Origin of the sequence: Flavobacterium supellecticarium (assembly GCF_004801375.1) — a bacterium.
GTDB lineage: Bacteria > Bacteroidota > Bacteroidia > Flavobacteriales > Flavobacteriaceae > Flavobacterium > Flavobacterium supellecticarium.
Genome location: NZ_SSNZ01000002.1, coordinates 710,129 through 732,656 on the forward strand (window position 1 = coordinate 710,129; position 22,528 = coordinate 732,656).

Below are 22,528 nucleotides of genomic sequence, written 5' to 3' on the forward strand. Positions count from 1 at the left end.
ACACACATGAAAAACATTGCACTCGCTTTTTCCGGAGGCGGATTCCGGGCAGCGGCCTATAGTTTGGGATGTCTGTCGTATTTAAACAGAATCCAATACGAAGGGAAACCGTTGTTGCATAATGTCCGTTATATTTCGTCGACTTCCGGTGGTAGTATCACCAATTTGTCCTATAGCACTTTTCTATTTGAAGGGAAAACCTTTGAGGAATTTTACACCTTTTTAAACCAACAACTCACAGGCGAACAACTGTTGGGAGATGCCATCCGAACATTGGATAACGCAGCTTCGTGGAAAGGCCGACCGCAAAAGAGTCGGAATTTGATCAACGCTTTTAGTTTGGTTTACGACAAAATGTTTTCCGGAAAAACCTTTGGTATGTTTTCGAAATCGGAACGACCGGTACACTTGGAGGAAATCTGCGTCAATGCGACCGAGTTTTCAAATGGATTGCCCTTTCGTTTCCAATCGCAAAAAGGCGGTAAAAAAGGATCGGGTGGAAAGATTGGAAACCGCTATATCTATTTTACGCCAAAAGGAAAAACCGTAGCCGATCAGCTTAGATTGGCCGATATTTTAGCTTGTTCGTCGTGTTTTCCGTCCGGTTTTGAACCCATGTTGTTCCCGGAAGACTTTACAGGTCCGAATCTGACTAAAGAAGCGTTGGAAAATGCCATTGCCTATGAAGAAAACGAATATACGCTGTCGGATTACAACCGGGTAGATTTCCTGAAAAATAAAAATTTCGAACAAAAACAATTCGGAATCATGGACGGCGGAATTACCGATAATCAGGGAATCGGGTCTTTTTTAAAAGCGGATGAACGCCGGAAAAAAGCCGATAAATTCGATTTGTTTATCAGTTGTGATGTAAGTAGTTATCTAATGGACGGTTATACCTTACCGGTTTATAAAAACCGTTGGTATAATGGTTTTTCGCTTCGCAGCATCGGAACGCTGCTTTTTCTGCTGGCATGCGTACTTCCTTTGCTATTGGTTTTGATTGACGATTGGAAACCGTGGCACTATATCGTGGGAACGCTGACCGGAATTTTTTCGACCGTAGTGATCGGATGTATGGTTTCAAAAATGATAAAAGCGATCCGAAAGCCTTCCGAAACCGGATCCTGGAATACCGTGTTTAAAAAATACAGCAATGTATTGTACCGACTGCGGTTTGATATTTTAAAGCATATGTTATTGTCAAGAGCCAAATCGGTCTTTATTTTGGCCAATGATGTTTATCTGAAACAAATCCGACGGATGTATTACGATCGTTTGTTTACGGATAAAAAATACCGCAATAAGGTCATTCAGAATACGATTTACGATCTGAGCCGAACCAAATTTAATCCCGAAGATGTTTCCATCGATCCGTTATATCCGTCGCAAAAACTAATTGCAACAGCCGAAAAAGCCAGAACAATGAGTACAACCTTATGGTTTGATTCCCGTCATCAGTCCGAGAAAGTAAAGGAAAGCATTATTGCTACCGGACAGTTTACCACTTGTTATAACCTGTTGCAATACCTGAAAAAAATAAAAGAAACGGATAGAACGCCGGAAATTATCGAATTGGAAGCCGAGTTAAAATCCGATTTTGATGCCTTTAATACGAACCCGTTTTTTATGATCGCGGCTACGGCAACTTCATAATAAACTGAACAGAACGTTGTAAAGCGGTAGTTCCGGCTTTATGGTCGAGATCAAACTGGTATTCATGCGGTAGTTTCGGAGTATAGGCATTCGGAAAAAACAAGGTATCGACCGGAACGCTCAAATCAGCTAGATGTCGGGCCAATACCTGCGATTGAAACAATAAATCATCTCCGTTTCCGGCCGAAATAAAAGCGGGTGGGAAATGTTTTGTGAGGTATTGATTTACCGAAGCGGTTTTAAAATAAGCATCCGTTAGAAAATCTTTTGTACCGCTATACGACCATAATATTGGTCGGGCGAGTCCTTTAAATCCGGTTTCCACATCGGTTTTGCCAATGTCGTATGGCCCACAATACAGAACCAGTCCGGCAATGCGACAAACCGGGGTTTTCGGAACAATCCCCAGTAGTTTCGCATATTCCGGGGACGTAAGTAAAGCAGCGGTTTGTGCTGCAATTTGCGCTCCGGCCGAATCGCCTGCCAAAATCATTTTCGCAGTGCAGATATGCAATCGTTGTTGGTTTTGTATCAGATAATCCAAAGCTGTATTCAATTGGCGTACCGGACCGGGGTAGACTACAGATGGTGCCAGTGCATAGTCAATACTAACCACCGAAAAGCCTTTTGAGGCCAATATTTTACCATAATTGGCCACCTGTTTTTTATTTCCGGAAAGCCATCCGCCACCGTGAACCCAGATTATGGATGCCGTTATAATTTGGTTTTCGGGATAATATACGTCCAGAAGCGCCTCTGTATCGGTCGAATCATAACATTGATCCTGTATTACGGTAATATGATCCGGAACGTGTTTTTCTAAAGCCTCCGACTTTTTATCGGCACCGTAATCAAACGCATACCGGAGTAAAAGCGCCGTAGGCCACGGACTAATTTTAGAAGTAGCATAGCCGGCAATACCTAAAACCAACAGGGTTCCCAACAATCCTAAAATGATCTTTTTAATTTTCATAACGAAGTATTGGTTAAGCATTTTTTTGATCCATATTGCGAGGTCATACAAATATAACACTTCTGTTTTTCCTGTTAAAATTTGTTACTGTAACGAAAACAAGGTACATTTAAGGTAAAATCTGGCTTTCATGACTCTGGAAGAATTGATCAATCAGTGGAGCACCTTATTTTTAGCAATTTATTACCTGATCGTAATAGCGGTTTGTTGTATCGTTATTTACAATACCAAATCACCTGCCAAAGCATCAGCCTACCTGCTTTTGGTTACTTTCCTTCCGATAGCGGGTATTTTTGTTTACTTTTCTTTTGGATTCAATTACCGGAAACGGGAAATCTATTCCAAAAAAATCATAAAAGACGATAATTTACTGGCGCAGGTAATTCGGGCGGTCAACGATAATTCCCGGAAGATACTGCAAAACAAACCGGAAGTTTTCGGCAATTTTGACAGTGTAGCGAAGATGGTTTTAAAAAATGAAAACAGTCTGATTTCCGATACCAATCGTGTTGATTTACTGATTAACGGGGAACAAAAGTTTCCAAGATTACTGGAGGATATGGAGGCGGCCGAAAAAAATATTCATCTCGAATATTATATCTACGAAGACGATGAAACCGGAAATGCGATTGCCAACCTGCTTATCCGAAAAGCCAGAGAAGGTGTAGCGGTACGTTTTGTTTATGACGCTTTTGGGAGTTCCGGGATCAAAAAACTGGCGCGTCGGCTACGGGAAAACGGTGTGGAAGTCTATCCGTTTTATAAAATCATTTTTTCATTGTTTGCCAACCGTGTCAACAACCGGAATCACCGTAAAATAGTGGTGATAGATGGTAAAATTGGCTATGTAGGTGGCATTAATGTAAGCGATCGCTATATAAACGACTCCCGGTTTGAAAACGACTATTATTGGCGGGATGCCAGTATTCGTATCGCGGGAACAGGCGTATACAATCTGCAATATACGTTTCTGAGTGATTGGAATTTTGCCTCCGGACAAACCCTACAACCGGAAGAATGCTTTTTTCCGTCCGGATTAAACCGCGAAAAGGCAGGAAATACTATTGTGCAGACGGTTGTTAGTGGAGCCGATTCAAAGATACCGTCCATTATGTTATCGATGGCACAAAGCATCGCGGTATCGCGTAAGGAAGTATTGCTCACCTCACCATATTTTATTCCGGACGAAACCCTGTTGAACGCGATTAAAGTTGTCGCGTTAAGCGGTATTGTGGTTAAAGTACTGGTTCCAGGTATTTCCGATTCGAAAATAGTAAATGCGGTATCGGCTTCGTATTATAAAGAATTGATGGAAGCGGGAGTTGCGGTATATCGTTACCGAAAAGGATTTGTTCATGCCAAGACTATGGTTTGCGACGGACAATTTAGTATGGTAGGTTCGGCCAATATGGATTACAGGAGTTTTGATCTGAATTTTGAAGCCAATGCGATTATTTACGATACGGCAATTGCAGAAGCCCTGCGTGTTCAGTTTTATAAAGATCTGGATGATTCTGAACAGATTGATCCGGTACAATGGCGAAAACGATCCCGGATGCAAAAATTTAAAGAGCGACTGGTACGTTTGGCAGCTCCGTTAATGTAACTGATCGTGATAAAAAGGGGAGTCATCGGAAAATTTGTATCAAAATTGACAAATGCCGTACCTTTGTAACAAACCCCAAGCCTATGAGTCGAATAGCTATTTTTAGTGATGTACATGGAAACCTTCCGGCTTTAAAAACCATTTTAGCTGATTTGGATGTACGAAAACCCGATCAGGTATATTGTCTGGGCGATCTGGTCGATTTTGCGCCCTGGCCGAATGAAGTGATCGAATTATTGCGAAGTTCCCGTATACCTTGTATCATGGGAAATCATGATGAACGTATTGCTTTTAATCACCCGGTGATTCCGTTGAAAAAACATTCCGAGGATGAAACCCGCGCGCGGATTCAGGCTGTTGATCATACGCGTGATACCATTACGCCCGGAAACAAAGACTTTTTAAGCAAACTGCCGCAAAAAATCAGGCTTACTTTTACGCAACAGGAACGCGAGCTGGCACTATTACTGGTACATGGCAGTACGAGAAGTAACGAAGAATATATTTATGAAAACCATAACGAGGCCGATCTGTACGACATGATGGAACAGGAAAATGCCGATATTTTGGTTATGGGACATACGCACCAATCGTATATCCGAAACATAAAAACAGGTGAAGCCAGCGTAAAACTGGCCTTGAATTGCGGTTCGGTGGGACGTTCCAAAGAAGGGGAATCGATGGCTACCTATTTACTGTTGGATATCGGAACAACAACATTAACTGTCGAAATCATTAAATTACCTTATCCGGTAGAAGAAACGGCTGAGGCTATTATGACAAGCGGAATTCCCGATTTTTACGCCAATTTCCTGTTGTTACAACGTTAGGAACGGGTTATTCGAAATTATCGTAATACGTAAAATCTTTAGTGATCATTCCATTTTCAATTGTGAAAATAGTACAGATCGGCAGCAGGAACCGGGACTTATCCGGTGCTGTACCACTTGACGTAAACTCGACTACTACATGATGTTCTCCAGCCAGATAAATCGTCGAAACGGTATCCTTAAGATCGGGAAACAGCTGCGCCAATTCCGTATATTTTTTAATGATCTGATAGCGGGATTGCTTGACCACTTCCGGACCGAGTGACGGATCCCGGAATTCGGCGGTTTCGGTATACATTTCAGACAGTTTTACCCAATCGTGCTTGTTAAAATAGTCGAAATACTGTTGGATCAGTTTTTCGTTTTGGTGTAACGTTTCTTTTCGATCTGTTTTTTTATCGGAACAAGACACCATTACCGCTAAGGCGAACAAGGCTAAGACAAAATTTTTCATAAGCGTATCAATTAGATATAATTGTAAAAGTCACAGAAATTTAGTAATTTAAAACCAAATAGTAGTTTCTTCTGACAGGAAATTTTGAATTTGGACAGGTAAAAGAAGAAATAAGAAGCTGTATTCACTTTTAAATCGATCGATATGGAAAAACAATTGTTCAAAAACATTAAAAATGCTGTAAAACATTGGTATTTATCGCTTATTGTAGGTGTTCTCTTTCTTTTATTCGGATTCTGGATTTTAAAAACACCATTAGAGTCCTATGTAACGCTGGCACTTTTGTTTGGTGTTGTTTTTTTAGTAAACGGGATTTTCGAAATTATTTTTTCAATTAGCAATCGAAAAGAAATCGATAACTGGGGTTGGATATTGGCCGGTGGGATTATCGATTTGCTGTTCGGAATTGTATTGGCATCCAACGTGGGATTGTCGATGGCAGTATTGCCGTTTTATGTCGGTTTTATGTTATTGTTCCGTTCGGTTGCAGCCATAGGCTATGCTTTCGATCTGAAAGGCTTTGGCATTCGTGACTGGTATTGGCTGTTGCTACTGGGAATTTTGGGATTACTTTTTTCGTTTATTATGATCTGGAATCCGGTTTTTGGCGGAATGACCATCATCATCTGGACGGCACTGGCTTTTATCACCTATGGTATTTTTAGGATTATCCTGGCTTTTAAACTACGCCGATTGCATACATTCAGTAAAAAGCATTTTGAAGACTAATGTTTTTAAAATCTGTTGATTATAAGTGCTTTGGACTGTTAAATATAAACGAAGAAAAAAGAAATCCTTTTTACCGGAAAGGATTTTTTCGTAATTTTAAGAGGCTAAATTTAAAAAGAAAGTTATGTCTGATAAACTCAATATAGTACTGGTTCACGGTGCATGGGGTGACGGTTCGCATTGGAAAAATGTGATTCCGGAACTCGCAATGGCAGGACATATAGTAGTGGCGGTACAAAATCCGCTAACAGCATTGGCGGATGATGTGGAAACGGTTAAGCGACTGGTTGAATCTTTGGAAGGTCCTACACTTTTGGTTGGGCATTCGTATGGAGGAGTAGTTATTACAGATGCCGCGGCAAAATGTCCGGATGTAGTAGGACTAGTCTATATCGCTGCTTTTGCGCCCGATGAAACTGAAAACCTAAAAACCCTGCTGACCAAGGATGCTATTCCGGCCGGAGGTGCTCATATTTATCCGGATGCTTATGGGAATTTCTGGATCAAAAGAGACAAATTCAGAGAAAGTTTTGCCCACGATTGTAGCGAAGCTGAAGCGCTGGTTATGGCAGCAACCCATAAACCCACTTCGGGAAGGTGCTTTGAAGACAAGCCCACAACCGTAGGCTGGAAGCGATTACCGGTTTGGTATCAGATTTCGGAAAGCGACCAGATGTTACCACCGGTAACGCAACATTTTTTTGCTGAAAGAATGAATGCCAAAACCTTGTCGCTCGATGCGAGTCACGCGTCAATGGTTTCACATCCGCATGAAATTGCAAAACTGATATTGCATGCGGTTAAAGAATTGGAAAAATAAGACCAAAACAAAATAAAACACCCGGATTTCCGGGTGTTTTATTTTAGTATTAATGGTGTAAATAATTACTAGGGCCACCGGTACCTTCGATCGATTCCGGCAATATGCCGTAACGATTTCGTAAATCGACCTTGCCTAGTTTTTCACCGGTCTTTACATCGACTACTGTAATTGTACCGGAATTTAAGTTCGGTAGATTTAGCAGGTTGTTTTGAACCGCAACCACATCCCTTCCGGATTTGGTTTTTAAAGAAAACCATATGATGCGCCCCTTCATCTGCGTCCAAAGTTCGTAACAATCGTAACGTAGGCAATTCGCTGATATCGAACACCAGTACTTTTCCGGGCACTCCGAAACTAACGTAAAGCTGTTTGTTGTTGTCCATATACATTTCCAAAGCCCATCCCAATCCCATAGTCGAACCGTCGAATGTCTTTGTAAAAGCATCGTATTTGCCGGTATTGATAGACGTGGCGCTAACCAATGTAGGCTGTCCATTAACATCTTCCATCGTACGGATCTGATAGCGATAACTGCTGCCTAAAGCTGTAGTATAGCGCTTTTGAACAAAATAATCGTAATAAATATAATGGGGAAGTACACCAACACCCAATTCCAAGCGACTGCTAATATTTCCAAAATTAGGCGATTCAGGATCGAGTTCGATCACCGCCATGCCATCCGAACCACCGTTCAGATCCCGATAATCGATAAAAAACATCGAATCATGCGAAGTACCAACCGGATTGTCGTCGTGATCATTACAACCGGAAAGAAGTGTCAAAAAAAGGCATCCGGAAAAGAAAAGTAATTTTTTTGCCATAACAGTATTGATTTTTGGGATTAATTCTAAAAACTAAAACACGCAAAATGTGATTTATTTTAAAATAAATATAAAAAATAATGGTTCTTTTTGAGAATATTTTATATTTTTAAATTCACTAAAGCTAATTCCTTTTATTACAGTATTTTATGGTATTTGTTGAAATTACTGCTGTTATCAATAGCATTCGGTATAAATACGTGAATTGATAAACGGGTATTTGTACTTGGTGATTAAGGGTTTGTATTTGTGATATTTATAGTTTATTAAATTGAAAGTGAAGGTGTTGAACATTCACTGTCGAATAATGAGAATTACTAGATTTTGAATACATAAAAATATTCTCATTTTGAGAATAAAAAAATACCTCAAATCGTTCATTAACGTAATTATTTAACTTGTTATAATATGGCTTATTTAAATTCACCAAGACTAACCTTTTCGGGGAAGTTTCAGGCAGATCCTTCCACGGTAAACAATGATGTGAATCATTACAACAATGCGACCTTCCAACCCAGCTATCAGGAATACGGGGAAGGAGGAACGAATGGTTGGTGGAATCCGGACGGAACCGGAAACTGGCGTTTGATAGACTGCGTCATTACCAGTGTGACCTATATGGACGGCACTACAACCAGTGATCCTGGCAAAGACCCGATTATCGGGATGAGTATTATGGATGCTAACAGTCGGGTAGCCGGAAAAATTGTGGATCTGGATCCGCAACAACAATCGGTTTCCCAGATTTGGGGGATGATTGTTCGGATTGGACAAGGCGAAACCGATTTTGTAAAAGGAAATTTTGAACCAATTGCCTTTAACGACATCTGGTGGAATCGTTCAACGACTCAAAAAGGATCCGGTGGCGCATCGGCTAGCTATCAGTCGGTAGTTACAGACCTCCAATGGTCGGAAGTAGAAAGTAAGTCCCGTTATCTTGAGGAATTACGAAAAGAAAGCCCGGATCGCTTATCGATGAAATTCAATGTGGATATGTTTAACCAGCAACACGATTCTGCCCATTTTACAATTGGCCGAATAGTGGGAAGTATCGGACCATCGCGTATGGACGAACCGAAACACTTTATAATGGGTAGACAATTCGTTTCCGATCTTACCTGTAACCAAGGAATGTATATGCCGTTGAGCACCTCCGTATATGTGGCCAATGGACTACTACAGGAAGAAACCAAACAATTTATTCTGGATCTTGGAAATTTTCTGCAAACAGCAGGTCCGGAAGGAGCCATTGCAGAATCACGCACATTGGTTCTAGCTGCAAACGTTGGAGGTGAAGCATATGTTCCGCTGGGAGAACTCAACTTTAAACTACCAAAATGGTATGAAAACAGAGGTGGTTTGGTTAAGATCAGGCTAACTGACGAGCAGGTGGATATGGTGAGAAATTGCCCATTGGCCATCATGAACCAGCAATCGGACGGAAGCTTATCGCCTTTAGTTAAAGAACTTACCCATTATGTAAGAGCCGACCAGTTTGTATTCCGGATGAATTCGGGAGAAGAAAGTAACATCGATTTCTACGCAACCTATTTAGGGAAACCGATGGTAAATCAGGCTATTGTTTGTCAGTTTCAAGATAGTTTGATCAATATTATGGGACAAGGAGACGGAACGCCGGCCACTTCCACACCAAATATTCTGGCTTTCGAGCCCGGTGTAGTAACCGATACTAATGGAAAAGCGACACTAACAGTAAAAGCATCCAATCCGCAAAATCCAAGAGGATTTATCGATGGTCAGGTTTATGCACTATGGTATTACCTGGAAGGATATCCAACGGTCGATTTCACTTTTACAATAAAAGATGGAAATCCGGTTGTATTACCAGCCGCATTATCGGGGATCGATCCGACGAACTTTATCAGTATTCTGGTTTTCGATTCCGTTAAGCCGGAAGTCATTGCAAAACCAGATTGGGACAAAGACGTGCAACCGGTAATGCAGCAATATGCCAATTTGTACCCGCTAATGTCCAAAGGCATTTTTAATCTTGCCAATAGAGAAGTGGTCGATAATAACGCCAAACTACTGCGCTTTGTTTTCGATCTGCCAAGAGAAGATCCGAACCATATGCCGGTTACCCGTGACCTTTCGAGAGACAAAAAACAGATGATACTGAATTATTTGGACCGTGCCATAAAAGAAAATGCATTGGCCGATTTATCAACAGCAGAACGTATCATCCAAAGCACCTAAAAACAAACAACAAAACAAAAACAAAACCAACTACTCATGATTTATCTTAAAAATATACAAATAGAAACGATTGAAGATGTCAGAAAGGCACTTCAAACGGCAATTGAGCTGGAACACTCGACGATTCCACCTTACCTGACTGCGATGTTTACCCTGTTTGAAACCGGGAATAATGAAATTTCAAAATTAATCGGATCCGTTGTAGTAGAAGAAATGCTGCATTTATCCATCGCATGTAATTTAATGAACGCTATTGGAGGAAAACCGGTACTAAACCAACCGGGTTTTATCCCAACGTATCCGGGGCCACTTCCGGGCGGCGTGGATTCCGGTTTGATTGTACCGATCGCAAAATTTACAAAAGACCTGATGAAAGACGTTTTTATGGCGATTGAAGAACCGGAAGATCCGATCAAAATAAAAAGTTTTATGATGATGAAAGGAGCAGAAGACAAACTGACCATCGGAATGTTTTACGATAAAATTGCCAAACAGCTTACCTTTTTGGAAGCAGAAGCAAAATTAAAAGGTAAAACCATTTTTACAGGCGATTCGACGTATCAGATGACCAATGAAAAATGGTTTCCGGCCAAAGAATTATTCCCGATCAAGGATTTGATTACTGCATTAAAAGGGATCAATATTATAGTGGATCAGGGAGAAGGAACCAGTACCGATCCTTTTATAAGTGAAAAAGATTTAGGGCCGGGTGAAGCAACAGAACCGGCACATTACTATCGTTTTGAGGAAATCTATAAAGGTCGAAAACTGGTTAAAGATCCGAATGCCGAAAGTGGGTATTCGTACTCCGGAGATCCTATTCCGTGTGACGAATCAAAAATCCCGAATATGGCCAAAAACCCTAAAATGAGCGATTACCCTGTAGATTCTCCAGCTTATGTAAACAGCAAGTTTTTTAATTACACCTATACCAACCTGTTAAACAGTTTGCATATCACATTTAACGGAGCACCGGAAAAAATCGACACGGCAATGGGGTTGATGTATTCGTTGCGATTATACGCTTTACGACTATTAAAGCTGCCTAGTCCGAACCAACCGGGATATACCGCCGGACCTAGCTATGAATATATCACAAACGATAATCTAACGCCAAGTGAAAAAGATCAGTACATGGAAAACAAAGTAAATGTTTAATATAAAACACCGGACAGATGTATAAAACGGCAGAAATTACAGCACACCAGGTACTACTGGAATTGTTGCAGGACAGCTTACCGGAAGTCCAACGCAGCTGGTTCGACGCCAACATAGGTTCTAAAAATAGAGATGAACTGGGAAACCAGTTCATTTCCTTATTTAGTTTGATTCCGCGTCATATCACGCCGGATTTACCGGAATACAAACCGGAAACCCTAAGCCGACTGGAAAAATTGTATCCCGGATTTGCGGCTTCAGAATGGAACAACCAACAATTGAGCCGGGTATTTTTAATGGTTAACCTACCGTTGGAAAGAAATGAAAACCTACTGAAACTGATCTTTGAAACTGCCGATATAAAAGAGCTGATAACCCTTTACAAAGGCTTGTATTTTCTGGATAATGCAGAAGATTTCACCTTGCGGATGCAGGAAGGTGTGCGCACCAATATGACCGATGTTTTCGAAGCCATAGCGCTGCACAACCCGTATGCTTATTTGTATTTACCCGAAGATGCCTGGAACCAATTGGTTTTAAAAGCCGTTTTTACCGCACGACCTTTATTCCGTATTTATGGTTTGGATTTGCGGGCCAACGAAAAACTGGCTTTTATGCTCCACGGATACATCCACGAACGCTGGTCGGCGGGAAGAGCCGTAACCCCGGAAATATGGAGGGGAATTGAAGGTTTTGTCGATGAGGTAATCGAAACCGATCTGTATAAAGTCATGCAAACCGGTACGCCGCTCGAACAAGAAGTGGCCGCCAAAGTTTTGGAGTCCAACGGCAGAGGTTGGAACGAAATAGGAGCCGATTATGAGGCGCTGATCAAAAACACATAACACTATTACAAATTATTAAAAAAGAAACACGATGTATTTTATAGACCCACATATTCACATGGTATCCAGAACAACTGATGATTACCAAGCCATGCGCGCCGCCGGAATTGTAGCCGTAATTGAACCCGCTTTTTGGTTGGGACAACCCCGCACCGAAGCCGGATCGTTTAAAGATTATTTCAGTACGCTAATCGGTTGGGAACGCTTCCGTGCTTCCCAATTTGGAATCAAGCATTATTGTACGATGGGACTTAACTCCAAAGAAGCGAATAACGAAGCACTGGCAGAACAGGTAATGGAATTATTACCCTTATTTGCCGGAAAAGAAGGCGTCGTGGCCATTGGCGAAATTGGTTATGATGATCAAACAGCTGCGGAAGACAAATATTTCAGATTACAAATAGAACTGGCGTTGCAGTTTAACCTTCCGGTGATGGTACATACGCCACATCGCGATAAAATCAACGGAACCATCCGAAGTATGGATGTGCTCGAAGAACACGGTATTCCGCCTCATATGGTTGTGATTGATCACAACAACGAAGAAACCGTAAAACACGTATTGGACAGAGGCTATTGGACCGCATTTACCATTTATCCGAATACCAAAATGGGGAACGAACGAATGGTTGAAATTGTCAAAAAATACGGCTCTGAAAGAATTATTGTCGACAGTTCAGCCGATTGGGGTGTAAGTGATCCGTTATCCGTACCCAAAACAGCCGCTTTAATGCTGGAAAGAGGTATTGCTAAAGAAGACGTACACCTGACTTGTTATAAAAATGCCTTAACCGCCTATTCGCAAAGTGGACAGATGAAAGAAGACGACTGGAAAAAAGAAATGATCGTAGAGCAGTCGGCTTTGTATGACGGTAGCGGAGTCCTGAGAGGACAAGAAGCCCAAGTAGTATCGTTTTCGAATATCGTTGATAATTAACCGATATTATGAAATTATATTATTATCTGACGTTAATGCGACCGGCCAATATCATGACGGCTTTATCCGACATTTTGGGTGGTGTAGCGATTTCCGGTTTCCTTATCGCAACCGATTGGGACACAACGTCGTGGAGTAGTGTCGGATGGTTATTGCTTGCTACCATTGGTCTTTATGCCGGAGGAATCGTTTTTAACGACGTTTTCGACCTTAAAGAAGACCGTGTCAATCGTCCGGAAAGAATTTTACCCAGTGGAAAAGTCTCCGTTACGGAAGCATCGGTACTCGGAATTGTACTTTTCGTTATGGGGATTGTATCCGCTTTTATGGTGTCCAAAATCAGTGGCATTTTGGCCCTGATTATTATGGTATTGGCTTTAACCTACGATAAAATCGGGAAACACCATTCGTTTCTGGGGCCCTTAAATATGGGACTTTGTCGTGGCGGTAATTTATTACTCGGCATGAGTATCATCCCCGAAAACATATTCCGTGACGGGTATATGGTGATCATCCCGGTGTTGTTTATTGCCGCGATAACCTTAACCGGACAAAAAGAAGTAAGCGGCAACAACAAAACATCCATTTTGCTAGCCATGCTTTTGGATGCCATAGTCGTAATTCTATTTATCGGGATTAGTCAATACGGCAACCTTAATTTAAAAATTGCCGCACCGTTTCTGGTACTTTGGTATGGTGTTAACTTTTTAGCCAAGTACAAAGCCTATAAAAACAACCAACCCGATTGGATCAAAAAAGCCGTAAAAACAGGCGTGTTGTCGCTAATACTACTCAATGCCTGTTATATCGCCGGATTTGCAAACTGGAATTATGCCCTTCCGGTTTTAATCTTATTGCCATTATCCGTTTTACTGGCTCGAAAATTTGCAGTAACCTGATTTATAATTTAATACGATAAATTATGTATAAAGCCCAAAATATCCGTCAGCATTTTCAGGTAGACTATCATTACGATGTTGTTTTTACCCGTAATGTCTTTAAAACCGACAATAAAGAACTTATAAACATCATTAAAACCGAAAATTCCAAAATAGTGGTGGTGATCGAACGAGATATCGCGGTTTATCATCCCAACATCATTAACGATATATCCGATTATTTTGAATTACATACAGTTGACAGCAGTATCTTGATTGTAAGAGGCGGCGAAAACATTAAAAATGATGATCATACTATTGAAGAAATATTACAACTCATTCACAACAACCGCATCGACAGACATTCCTATTTAATCGCCATTGGAGGAGGCGCCGTACTCGATGCCGCAGGATATGCCGCCGCTATTGCTCACCGCGGGATTCGTTTGATTCGCGTTCCGACAACGGTATTGTCGCAAAACGATTCGGGAGTAGGCGTAAAAACCAGTATTAATTACTTTGGAAAAAAGAACTTTCTGGGAACCTTTTCGCCACCATATGCCGTTATCAACGATTCCTGTTTTTTGGAAACGCTCGACGATAGAAACTGGCGTTCGGGAATTTCAGAGGCGATAAAAGTAGCGTTGATCAAAGATGCTGCTTTTTTTAACTGGATCGCCCAAAATACCGAAGCACTAAACGAACGGAATATGGCGGTTATGGAACAATTGATTTTCCGTTGTGCCCAATTGCATATCGAACATATAGGAACCGCAGGTGATCCGTTTGAAAAAGGCTCGTCACGACCATTGGATTTCGGACACTGGGCTGCGCATAAACTCGAATATTTGTCCGGATACGAAGTGCTTCACGGTGAAGCCGTTGCTATTGGAATAGCACTGGATTCGGTATATTCATACAAAACCGGACGATTGGATGAAGAAGCGTTACAGCGCATTCTGACCTGTTTAACCGATTTAGGCTTTGAAATTTTTCACATTTTATTATCGGATAAAACCCAATCGGAAGTCAATCCGCTATTGTATAAAGGACTTGAAGAATTCAGAGAACATCTGGGAGGAGAACTCACTGTCATGTTGTTAAAAGGTATCGGAACTGGTGAGGAAGTACACCATATCGAAAAAACGATCCTTTCGCAGGCAGTTCAATATCTGATAAAATCGAATGTTCTAATTCAGGAATAAAATGAAAATCAGGAACAACGCCCATTTAAGTTATTGTACGAACATTCATTCCGGGGAAACCTGGGAGGAAGTGTTTACAAATTTAAAACGCTACACACTCGATGTAAAGTCGAAAATGGCCGAAGGGAAACCTTTTGGAATCGGATTGCGATTATCCAATGAAAGCGCGTTGGCATTACAACAGGAAGAAAATCTGACCGTATTCCAGCACTGGCTAACGGAAAACGATGTTTACGTATTTACAATTAACGGTTTTCCGTATGGCAATTTCCACAAAGAGGAAGTAAAAGATCGTGTGCATTCGCCCGACTGGTTAAGTCAGGAACGGGTGGATTATACGCGTTTATTGTTTGATCTGTTGGCACAATTAGTACCCAAAGAAATTGACGGAGGCATATCCACTTCGCCACTTTCGTATAAATATTGGTTTGCCAATGAAGCGGAAAGGGAAGACGCTAAAAGGAAAAGTTGTCTTCAGATGATCGATATCGTAATACATCTGATCGGTTTAAAACAAACAACCGGAAAGAAAATGCACCTCGATATCGAACCGGAACCGGATGGATTACTTGAAAATACCGATGATTTTATTGATTTTTTCCAGAACTACCTCTTAAAAGAAGGCGCGAACGAACTGATCAAAAAAATAAAATGTAGTGGAGCAGAAGCGCGCAATTATATCCGCGAACACATCCAATTGTGTTATGACGTTTGTCATTTTGCGGTTGCTTTCGAAAAACCGGAAGAAGTAATCCGCATCATGGAACTCAACAGGATAAAAATCGGAAAGATACAAATCAGTGCTGCTTTAAAATGCACTATAGTATCCGAATCAGACAAGGAAGCGCTTTCCGGACGCTTACAACAATTTGATGAACCGATTTATTTGCATCAGGCGGTAATTAGAACGAAATCCGGCGCTTTACTAAAGTTTCCCGATCTAAAGCAAGGTATCACAAACATGATGGAATGCGATTCTGAAGAACTTCGAACCCATTTTCATGTGCCGATATTCCTGTCGGATTATCAAGGCTTACTGTCAACGCAGGAGGACATTATCAAGGCGTTGCAACTTTGGTCGAAAAAACCATATTCGACCCATCTGGAAGTCGAAACCTATACCTGGGACGTATTGCCATCGCAACTGCAAATGCATTTGACCGATGCGATACACCGGGAATTATCATGGGTGCAAATGCAGCTGGAAAAAGAACATTCAACCGTAACAAAAGCAGTAAAAAATGCAGCAAACAGCAGTCATAAACATAGTAGGGCTTACGTCCGGTTTACTCGATAACGAAACACTTTTCCTAAGCCGATGGATAAAGAAAAAAGCGGCTAAAAGTCTTATAGAACCCGTTTTTCCGGCGTTAACCTGTTCGGCACAAGCGACCTATTTAACCGGGAAATGGCCTTCGGAGCATGGGATAGTAGGGAACGGATGGTATTTTCGGGACGAAGCCGAAGTCAAATTATGGCGGCAATCCAATAAATTGGTTCAGGCACCCAAAATCTGGGACATGGCCAAAGCGATCAATCCTGAATTTACCTGTGCCAATATGTTTTGGTGGTACAATATGTATTCCGATGCTGATTTTTCGGTGACACCACGGCCGCAATATTGGGCAGACGGACAGAAAAAACCGGATTGCTACAGTCAGCCGGCTGGCCTTCGCGATCGGTTACAACAAACCTTGGGCACTTTTCCGCTTTTTGATTTCTGGGGACCGAAAACATCCGTAAAGTCCAGTAAATGGATCGCCGATGCTTCCAAATTGGTACACGAATGGCATGATCCGACATTAATGTTGATTTATCTTCCGCATTTGGATTATTGTTGTCAGAAATTCAAACAAGGAACGCCAGAAATCACCAAAGACCTAAAAGAAATTGATGCCATTTGTGAAGACTTGATCCTGTTTTTTGAAGCAAAAGGAGTGAACCCGATTATTGTATCGGAATATGGGATTACCAATGTCAGTAACCCGATTGCGATCAATAGGACACTACGCGATAATGGACATATTGCAATCCGGGAAGAAAGAGGACTCGAACTGTTGGACGCCGGACAATCATCGGCATTCGCTTTGGCCGATCATCAGATTGCCCATGTTTATGTCAAAGATTCATCGCAGATTGCCGCAGTAAAAGCCCTGTTAGAAACCATTCCGGGAATAGAACGGGTATTGGATGAAAAAGGTAAAAAAGAATACCATATCAACCATGAAAGAGCCGGAGAGTTGGTTTGTATCGCCGATAAAAACAGTTGGTTTACCTATTATTACTGGGAAGACGATCGTCGCGCGCCGGATTTTGCCCGAACGGTCGACATTCATAAAAAACCGGGTTACGATCCGGCGGAAATGTTTTTTGATCGGAAAAAGAAAATGCTCTTTCCGCGAATAGTGATAAAATTACTTCGCAAAAAACTTGGATTCCGAACCGTAATGGACTTGATTTCTCTGGATTCCGGATTGGTAAAAGGTTCGCATGGACGAATTGACACAGATGATGTGGATAAACCGGTTTTTATCAGTACATCCGCCATTAAGGAAAAGATAAGCGCTATAGACGTTTGTCCGCTTGTACTGAATGCGATCTTTGGAGAAGATGCCCGGAAAATACAACAAACCGACCGGATTACAGAAAAAGAACTAACCGATTAAAAACGAATACCATGATTTTTAAAGCAATAAAGCAACAACAACAAATGGTGATCAAACTATCTGTGAGCAATATGCCGGTTTCCGAAAAATTCTATACCGAAAAGTTAGGATTTAAAGTACAGTCGGATTACACGATCAACAATGGCGGGACGTTTGAAAAGGACTCCTATGTACAACTGTTACACGATGCTATGGACACCATAGCTATCGGCTTGTTTAAAGATATTGACAAACCGTTAGAGCCCGAAGAAACGGGAACCGCGCCCACTTTTATGGTGAGTGATATTATAAAAACAAGAGAACATTTAATCGCGGAAGGTATAGAAGTAAGCGAAATTGTTGAAAATACATCTGACAAAGGATATATTGATCATTTCGCATTTTTTTCCGATCCGGATAATAATACGCTGGCCATCCGTCAGAATATGAATTAATAGAATGGATTAAAAACGATTGATTGGGCCTCCTTTTGGGGGCTTTATCTTTTTAGAGCCATGCGATTTTATTTTAAGTAATATTTAACACCAATTTTAAGAGTAATATTATTTTTATTTAGTCTAAATAGTGGTAATTTTGGCCGCAATAAAGACAAAACCGTGAGACAATTTTACCTACTAATGCTGGTCGTATGGAGCCAGTGTGTCGTATACGCCCAGGAAACTGCAACAACCCTAACCGGAAAGATCGTTAGCGGAGCCGTACCGATGGAATTTGTAAACATCGTGTTACTCGATTGGGAAACCAAAAAAATAGTAACCGGAGCCGTAACCGATGCGGACGGAGCTTTTTCATTTGCGATCGCACCGGGAACCTATGCGGTTAAAGCCAGCTTTTTAGGATACCAAAACTACGAATCGGATGCTATAAAAGTGGGTAGTGATACCATGCAGACTATACCTTTGATCAATCTAAAACAGGACGGCAAGTTGCTCAACGAAGTCGTGGTGGAAGCCACAACCAAAAAACCGTTAATCCAGTTGCAATCCGATAAAATCGTGATGAATGTTGAAAACAGTGTACTATCGGAAGGGAACACCGCATTGGAATTATTAGAAAAAGCACCCGGCGTTATGGTCGACAATGATGGAAATATAAGCCTGAGAGGAAAACAGGGTGTTACAATTATGATCAACGATAAAAAGACCTACTTGTCACAACAACAACTCACCAACCTGCTAAAAGGAACATCCTCCTCGTCGATCAGCGCGGTAGAAGTCATCACCAACCCTTCGGCTAAATACGATGCCGCAGGAAATGCCGGAGTGATCAATATTAAACTTAAAAAAAATGCCCGCAACGGATTCAACGGATCGGTTAATGCCAACTATGGACGCGGTTGTAAAAACCGTTTCGGAAGCGGATTGAATCTGAATTATAAAACCGGGAAATACAATTTTTATGGAAGTTATGATCAATACTATCGTGGCGAAAGTGAAACCTTTACGTTCGACCGGAATTTTTATACCGATGCCACGCGACAAACCCTTGACAAATTTTCGAACCAATATAGCGTGACGGACGAACCGTTAAAAACCAACAATTTTAAAGCCGGACTGGAATACGATCTTTCCGAAAACACATTTGTGGGCTTTAAAGTGAGCGGCGATATCGGTAGTTATACCAACAACAGCATGTCGGAAAACAAAGTCCGTTCGGCCGATACGAGTCTTTTATCGGACGCTTTGACCAATAATCACAACCATTCCAAATGGAATAGTATGAGCTATAATGGAAGTTTTTTACACAAATTTGACAGTGCCAAACAGGAAATCAGCGCCGATGTCGATTATACCCATTCCCGTTTTCGGGACAATGCACTATTGGCGACACAATTTAATCCGACACCGGTGCAACAAGCCTACGAATCGACCCGCCGCGGAATGACGCCGTCCAGCACCTCGATTTTTGTAGCAAAAGCCGATTATGTATATCGGGTCAAAGAAAAACTTTCGTTTGAAGCCGGTTGGAAAAGCAGCTTTGTAAAATCGGATAACGATGTACGTTACGATACGATTTCCGGTGGTAACTGGACGATTGATCAAGGAACGACCAACCATTTTATTTATAAAGAACAGATCCATGCCGGTTATATCAACTACAAACAAAACTTTGGATTTATCGATGTTCAGGCCGGATTACGCGCCGAACATACCATCGCAGAAGGCAATCAGGTTACGATGCAATCTACGGTAAAAAGAAACTACACGCAGTTGTTCCCAAGTTTGTTTCTAAAAAAGAACCTCGGCGAGGCGCATACCGTGCAACTATCATATAGCAGACGAATCGACCGACCGGATTATTACGATCTGAACCCGTTCCGTTTTTTTAGAGACCCGTTTATTTTTTATGAAGGAAATCCGTATTTACAACCGGAACTAACGCATTCGATAGAATGGGGCTATTCGTTTCGAAGTAAACATATGATCAACTTTTTTTACAGTACAACCAGTGATGTTATTGTCGATGCGATCACGCAGATTGACAATACCAATACCACGATATTGCGTTCTGAGAACTTGAGTACACGGAAAAATTACGGGCTAAGTCTTACGTCTTCTATAAAACTAACCCGTTGGTGGGATTCGAGCAATTTTCTAAATCTATACCGAAATGAATTTAGCGGTGAACAAAACGAAACCGATGTTGCGACCGGAATTTGGAGTTATACGATTAATTCGCAAAACAGTTTAAAACTTACAAAAGGATTGTCTTCGGAATTTAGTTTCCAGTACAACTCCCGATCGATATACAGCACGTTCGAACGTAAGGACTTCTTTGTCGTTTCGGCCGGGATTCAGAAAAAACTGTTTTCGGATAAAGCAACGGTAAAACTGGCGGTCAATGATATTTTTAAAAGTCGACGCTTTTATCGAAACATGCAGTTTAACAACATCAACATGAAAGAAAACATCAACCTCGACAGTCGTATTTTGAACGTTTCTTTTACCTATAATTTTGGTGATCAAAGCCAGTCGGCCCGGAAAATAAACATCGAGGACGACGAAACCAAAAAACGAATGAAAAATTAAAAAAGAGACTACCTTCGGGAAAGCCGCTGTTTCGAATGAAATGGCGGTTTTCTTTTTTAGAAAAACAGGTTGTATTGTTTTATAATTTGCTACATTGTAGTGGATTAACCGATTAAAAAAAAACGAAAATTATGCGTTTCTTCACTCTTAAAACCACCTGGACCAATGCGGAATTTATTCCGTTAAAACTATGTATTGCCTCGGCCTACGTTATAATTGGAACCTGTTTTCATTCTTTTTTTGAAAAGTATTACATGCTCTTATTTATCCTGTTTGGTATTACTGTAATTTGGTGCGTAAGGTTATGGTTACGAAAAATGAAACAGGAAAACCCATCGGGCGGAAAAAATGAATTATAGAATAGGCTGTATATTTTGCGGATAAAGCATGATATATAGAATTTTAGAAATTCCGATAGTAATAAAACTAAGTGAAGTCCAGGTAATTATGGTAATCGCTGCAAAAAGTGGATTCAGAATCAGGAAAAGAGAGAACAGAAAACCGAAAGCACCGAACAACATATACCAGCCCCAATTGTGTCGTTTTAGCGAAAGGAGCTCGAAACCTAAAGCGAATATGGTTGACGAACGAAATAAAAGCATAAAACCGATAAAATAGGGAAGTACGATTTCGGAGAGTTCCGGATTGGCCAACAGGCATATTCCTAATACCAGATCGAGTATACCGGCAGAAACGCCCCATCCATAGCCATATACTTTTTCTTTTTGGGTGATATAATAACCCAGTTCCAAAAGACCATTTACAAGGAAAGTAATACTAAATAAGGTGGCCAGTACGGCATATGAAGTTAACGGTGTGCAAAACACTTTTATTCCAACTCCGATAAAAAGTAAACCGAGTACCAGAAAAATAAGCTTGTTATTCATAATTTTCTAAGCAATTAAATTAAATCGTATTCTAAAAACGATCGGAATCGCCTTCGTTTTTTGTAAGTCCGAAATCACAATAAATATACTATTTTAATCTTAAAACCAGTATAGTATTGATATAAAAAATAAGATTAGGTTGAAGTAAAACAAGAGCAGTTGGCATTCTATTGCTCTTTGTGTTGGTAATTCAATTTATAATCTGAAGAAAAAACAATCCGTGATCGATCTAAATCTTCCAAAAAAACAAAACTGTGTCCTATAAAAATAAAGAAATTGTATCTGTGTACAGTAGTGTCTTTTTGCGAAATTTGTGGGTACAAAATAATTTACACAAATGATCACTATAGAAAAATACAAACCGGAATACCAATGCTATTTCGAAGCATTTAACAAAGCCTGGCTTGAAAAATACTTTGTAGTTGAAGCAATAGATGAATATGTATTGACGCATCCGGAAGAAGCAATTTTAAACGATGGCGGGCAGATTTTATTTGCCGTTTATCAGAACGAGGTCATTGGTACGGTGGCGTTGCGAAAAGTAGCCGATGGTGTAATGGAATTTACCAAAATGGCGGTTGATGAAAAATACCAGGGATTGGGCGCCGGAAAGCTATTGTGTGAAGCGGCAATAACACTGGCACGTGATCTGAAACTTCAAAAATTGGTTTTATATTCCCAAACACAATTGGAAACAGCAGTTGGAATATACCAGAAATATGGCTTTATACATAAGCCAATTGACCGCTCAAAATACAAAAGAGCCGATGTATATATGGAAATGGACTTGTTGTACGAATCGTAATGCAGCATA

The 22,528-nt window shown here is 40.9% G+C and carries 21 protein-coding genes; 17 read left to right on the forward strand and 4 right to left on the reverse strand.

Features of this window, described 5'->3' with window-relative positions:
• The first annotated feature begins 6 nt into the window (after positions 1-6).
• Positions 7-1,656: a patatin-like phospholipase family protein gene (locus E6C50_RS07945; protein WP_136402668.1), complete on the forward strand. Its 1,650-nt coding sequence runs from the start codon at positions 7-9 to the stop codon at positions 1,654-1,656.
• On the opposite strand, the gene E6C50_RS07950 is transcribed toward E6C50_RS07945, so the two are convergent.
• Positions 1,640-2,629 (reverse strand): alpha/beta hydrolase, encoded by a 990-nt coding sequence (locus E6C50_RS07950; protein ID WP_168732768.1) that lies wholly within the window; start codon positions 2,627-2,629, stop codon positions 1,640-1,642. The two genes, E6C50_RS07945 and E6C50_RS07950, sit on opposite strands and share 17 nt — an antisense overlap.
• Before the next feature lie 130 nt (positions 2,630-2,759).
• Here E6C50_RS07950 and cls point away from each other — a divergent pair, with 130 nt between their 5' ends.
• Both cls and E6C50_RS07960 read left to right on the forward strand, forming a co-directional pair.
• A complete protein-coding gene (cls, locus tag E6C50_RS07955; protein WP_136402670.1) occupies positions 2,760-4,235 on the forward strand; it encodes a cardiolipin synthase in 1,476 nt (491 codons plus the stop codon).
• An 83-nt stretch (positions 4,236-4,318) separates the two neighbouring features.
• Positions 4,319-5,065 carry a metallophosphoesterase family protein gene (locus E6C50_RS07960; protein WP_136402671.1) on the forward strand — a complete coding sequence of 249 codons (747 nt, stop codon included), beginning with the start codon at positions 4,319-4,321 and terminating at the stop codon, positions 5,063-5,065.
• Between the two features lie 7 nt (positions 5,066-5,072).
• Here the strand turns inward: E6C50_RS07960 and E6C50_RS07965 are convergent, their stop codons facing one another.
• Positions 5,073-5,519 (reverse strand): nuclear transport factor 2 family protein, encoded by a 447-nt coding sequence (locus tag E6C50_RS07965; RefSeq protein ID WP_136402672.1) that lies wholly within the window; start codon positions 5,517-5,519, stop codon positions 5,073-5,075.
• 144 nt (positions 5,520-5,663) lie between these two features.
• On the opposite strand from E6C50_RS07965, the gene E6C50_RS07970 reads away from it, so the two are divergent.
• Both E6C50_RS07970 and E6C50_RS07975 read left to right on the forward strand, forming a co-directional pair.
• Entirely contained in the window at positions 5,664-6,248 is a 585-nt protein-coding gene (locus E6C50_RS07970) for an HdeD family acid-resistance protein (protein ID WP_136402673.1), read from the forward strand.
• A 124-nt stretch (positions 6,249-6,372) separates the two neighbouring features.
• Positions 6,373-7,068, forward strand: a complete 696-nt coding sequence (locus tag E6C50_RS07975) for an alpha/beta fold hydrolase (protein WP_136402674.1) — start codon at positions 6,373-6,375, stop codon at positions 7,066-7,068.
• 143 nt (positions 7,069-7,211) lie between these two features.
• Here the strand turns inward: E6C50_RS07975 and E6C50_RS07980 are convergent, their stop codons facing one another.
• Complete coding sequence (locus E6C50_RS07980; RefSeq protein WP_136402675.1) at positions 7,212-7,892, reverse strand: hypothetical protein; 681 nt, start codon at positions 7,890-7,892, stop codon at positions 7,212-7,214.
• A gap of 408 nt (positions 7,893-8,300) precedes the next feature.
• On the opposite strand from E6C50_RS07980, the gene E6C50_RS07985 reads away from it, so the two are divergent.
• From E6C50_RS07985 to E6C50_RS08035, 11 genes are all read left to right on the forward strand, one after another.
• Positions 8,301-10,109 (forward strand): hypothetical protein, encoded by a 1,809-nt coding sequence (locus E6C50_RS07985; RefSeq protein ID WP_136402676.1) that lies wholly within the window; start codon positions 8,301-8,303, stop codon positions 10,107-10,109.
• Between the two features lie 36 nt (positions 10,110-10,145).
• On the forward strand, positions 10,146-11,267 hold the full coding sequence (locus E6C50_RS07990) for a ferritin-like domain-containing protein (RefSeq protein WP_136402677.1): 1,122 nt from the start codon (positions 10,146-10,148) through the stop codon (positions 11,265-11,267).
• A 17-nt stretch (positions 11,268-11,284) separates the two neighbouring features.
• Entirely contained in the window at positions 11,285-12,112 is an 828-nt protein-coding gene (locus E6C50_RS07995; RefSeq protein ID WP_136402678.1) for an EboA domain-containing protein, read from the forward strand.
• A gap of 31 nt (positions 12,113-12,143) precedes the next feature.
• Complete coding sequence (locus E6C50_RS08000; RefSeq protein WP_136402679.1) at positions 12,144-13,049, forward strand: TatD family hydrolase; 906 nt, start codon at positions 12,144-12,146, stop codon at positions 13,047-13,049.
• A gap of 8 nt (positions 13,050-13,057) precedes the next feature.
• The gene (gene eboC / locus E6C50_RS08005) at positions 13,058-13,948 is read left to right on the forward strand and encodes a UbiA-like protein EboC (RefSeq protein ID WP_136402680.1); all 891 of its coding nucleotides are present in this window, start codon (positions 13,058-13,060) and stop codon (positions 13,946-13,948) included.
• A 23-nt stretch (positions 13,949-13,971) separates the two neighbouring features.
• The gene (locus tag E6C50_RS08010; protein WP_136402681.1) at positions 13,972-15,132 is read left to right on the forward strand and encodes a 3-dehydroquinate synthase; all 1,161 of its coding nucleotides are present in this window, start codon (positions 13,972-13,974) and stop codon (positions 15,130-15,132) included.
• 1 nt (position 15,133) lies between these two features.
• Positions 15,134-16,429, forward strand: coding sequence for a metabolite traffic protein EboE (gene eboE, locus E6C50_RS08015; RefSeq protein WP_168732769.1), 1,296 nt, complete (start codon positions 15,134-15,136; stop codon positions 16,427-16,429).
• On the forward strand, positions 16,374-17,798 hold the full coding sequence (locus tag E6C50_RS08020) for an alkaline phosphatase family protein (protein WP_136402682.1): 1,425 nt from the start codon (positions 16,374-16,376) through the stop codon (positions 17,796-17,798). The genes eboE and E6C50_RS08020 overlap by 56 nt, the downstream gene beginning before the upstream one ends.
• An 11-nt stretch (positions 17,799-17,809) precedes the next feature.
• A complete protein-coding gene (locus E6C50_RS08025; protein ID WP_136402683.1) occupies positions 17,810-18,232 on the forward strand; it encodes a VOC family protein in 423 nt (140 codons plus the stop codon).
• Between the two features lie 162 nt (positions 18,233-18,394).
• Complete coding sequence (locus E6C50_RS08030) at positions 18,395-20,827, forward strand: outer membrane beta-barrel protein (RefSeq protein WP_136402684.1); 2,433 nt, start codon at positions 18,395-18,397, stop codon at positions 20,825-20,827.
• 131 nt (positions 20,828-20,958) lie between these two features.
• Positions 20,959-21,186: a hypothetical protein gene (locus E6C50_RS08035; protein ID WP_136402685.1), complete on the forward strand. Its 228-nt coding sequence runs from the start codon at positions 20,959-20,961 to the stop codon at positions 21,184-21,186.
• Here E6C50_RS08035 and E6C50_RS08040 read toward each other — a convergent pair.
• Positions 21,181-21,714, reverse strand: coding sequence for an HdeD family acid-resistance protein (locus E6C50_RS08040; RefSeq protein WP_136402686.1), 534 nt, complete (start codon positions 21,712-21,714; stop codon positions 21,181-21,183). The genes E6C50_RS08035 and E6C50_RS08040 overlap by 6 nt on opposite strands.
• A 337-nt stretch (positions 21,715-22,051) precedes the next feature.
• On the opposite strand from E6C50_RS08040, the gene E6C50_RS08045 reads away from it, so the two are divergent.
• On the forward strand, positions 22,052-22,519 hold the full coding sequence (locus E6C50_RS08045; RefSeq protein ID WP_136402687.1) for a GNAT family N-acetyltransferase: 468 nt from the start codon (positions 22,052-22,054) through the stop codon (positions 22,517-22,519).
• Positions 22,520-22,528 lie beyond the last annotated feature (9 nt).

Excerpts from the sequence above, each read along its gene's own strand:
- cls (WP_136402670.1), top strand. The coding sequence starts at position 2,760 with ATGACTCTGGAAGAATTGATCAATCAGTGGAGCACCTTATTTTTAGCA.
- E6C50_RS08025 (WP_136402683.1), top strand. The coding sequence starts at position 17,810 with ATGATTTTTAAAGCAATAAAGCAACAACAACAAATGGTGATCAAACTA.
- E6C50_RS08045 (WP_136402687.1), top strand. The coding sequence starts at position 22,052 with ATGATCACTATAGAAAAATACAAACCGGAATACCAATGCTATTTCGAA.
- E6C50_RS07985 (WP_136402676.1), top strand. The coding sequence starts at position 8,301 with ATGGCTTATTTAAATTCACCAAGACTAACCTTTTCGGGGAAGTTTCAG.
- E6C50_RS08040 (WP_136402686.1), bottom strand. The coding sequence starts at position 21,714 with ATGAATAACAAGCTTATTTTTCTGGTACTCGGTTTACTTTTTATCGGA.
- E6C50_RS07950 (WP_168732768.1), bottom strand. The coding sequence starts at position 2,629 with ATGAAAATTAAAAAGATCATTTTAGGATTGTTGGGAACCCTGTTGGTT.
- E6C50_RS07970 (WP_136402673.1), top strand. The coding sequence starts at position 5,664 with ATGGAAAAACAATTGTTCAAAAACATTAAAAATGCTGTAAAACATTGG.
- E6C50_RS07995 (WP_136402678.1), top strand. The coding sequence starts at position 11,285 with ATGTATAAAACGGCAGAAATTACAGCACACCAGGTACTACTGGAATTG.
- E6C50_RS08000 (WP_136402679.1), top strand. The coding sequence starts at position 12,144 with ATGTATTTTATAGACCCACATATTCACATGGTATCCAGAACAACTGAT.
- E6C50_RS07945 (WP_136402668.1), top strand. The coding sequence starts at position 7 with ATGAAAAACATTGCACTCGCTTTTTCCGGAGGCGGATTCCGGGCAGCG.
- eboE (WP_168732769.1), top strand. The coding sequence starts at position 15,134 with ATGAAAATCAGGAACAACGCCCATTTAAGTTATTGTACGAACATTCAT.
- E6C50_RS07975 (WP_136402674.1), top strand. The coding sequence starts at position 6,373 with ATGTCTGATAAACTCAATATAGTACTGGTTCACGGTGCATGGGGTGAC.
- E6C50_RS08020 (WP_136402682.1), top strand. The coding sequence starts at position 16,374 with ATGCAGCAAACAGCAGTCATAAACATAGTAGGGCTTACGTCCGGTTTA.
- E6C50_RS07965 (WP_136402672.1), bottom strand. The coding sequence starts at position 5,519 with ATGAAAAATTTTGTCTTAGCCTTGTTCGCCTTAGCGGTAATGGTGTCT.
- E6C50_RS07960 (WP_136402671.1), top strand. The coding sequence starts at position 4,319 with ATGAGTCGAATAGCTATTTTTAGTGATGTACATGGAAACCTTCCGGCT.
- E6C50_RS07980 (WP_136402675.1), bottom strand. The coding sequence starts at position 7,892 with ATGGCAAAAAAATTACTTTTCTTTTCCGGATGCCTTTTTTTGACACTT.
- E6C50_RS08010 (WP_136402681.1), top strand. The coding sequence starts at position 13,972 with ATGTATAAAGCCCAAAATATCCGTCAGCATTTTCAGGTAGACTATCAT.
- E6C50_RS08035 (WP_136402685.1), top strand. The coding sequence starts at position 20,959 with ATGCGTTTCTTCACTCTTAAAACCACCTGGACCAATGCGGAATTTATT.
- eboC (WP_136402680.1), top strand. The coding sequence starts at position 13,058 with ATGAAATTATATTATTATCTGACGTTAATGCGACCGGCCAATATCATG.
- E6C50_RS07990 (WP_136402677.1), top strand. The coding sequence starts at position 10,146 with ATGATTTATCTTAAAAATATACAAATAGAAACGATTGAAGATGTCAGA.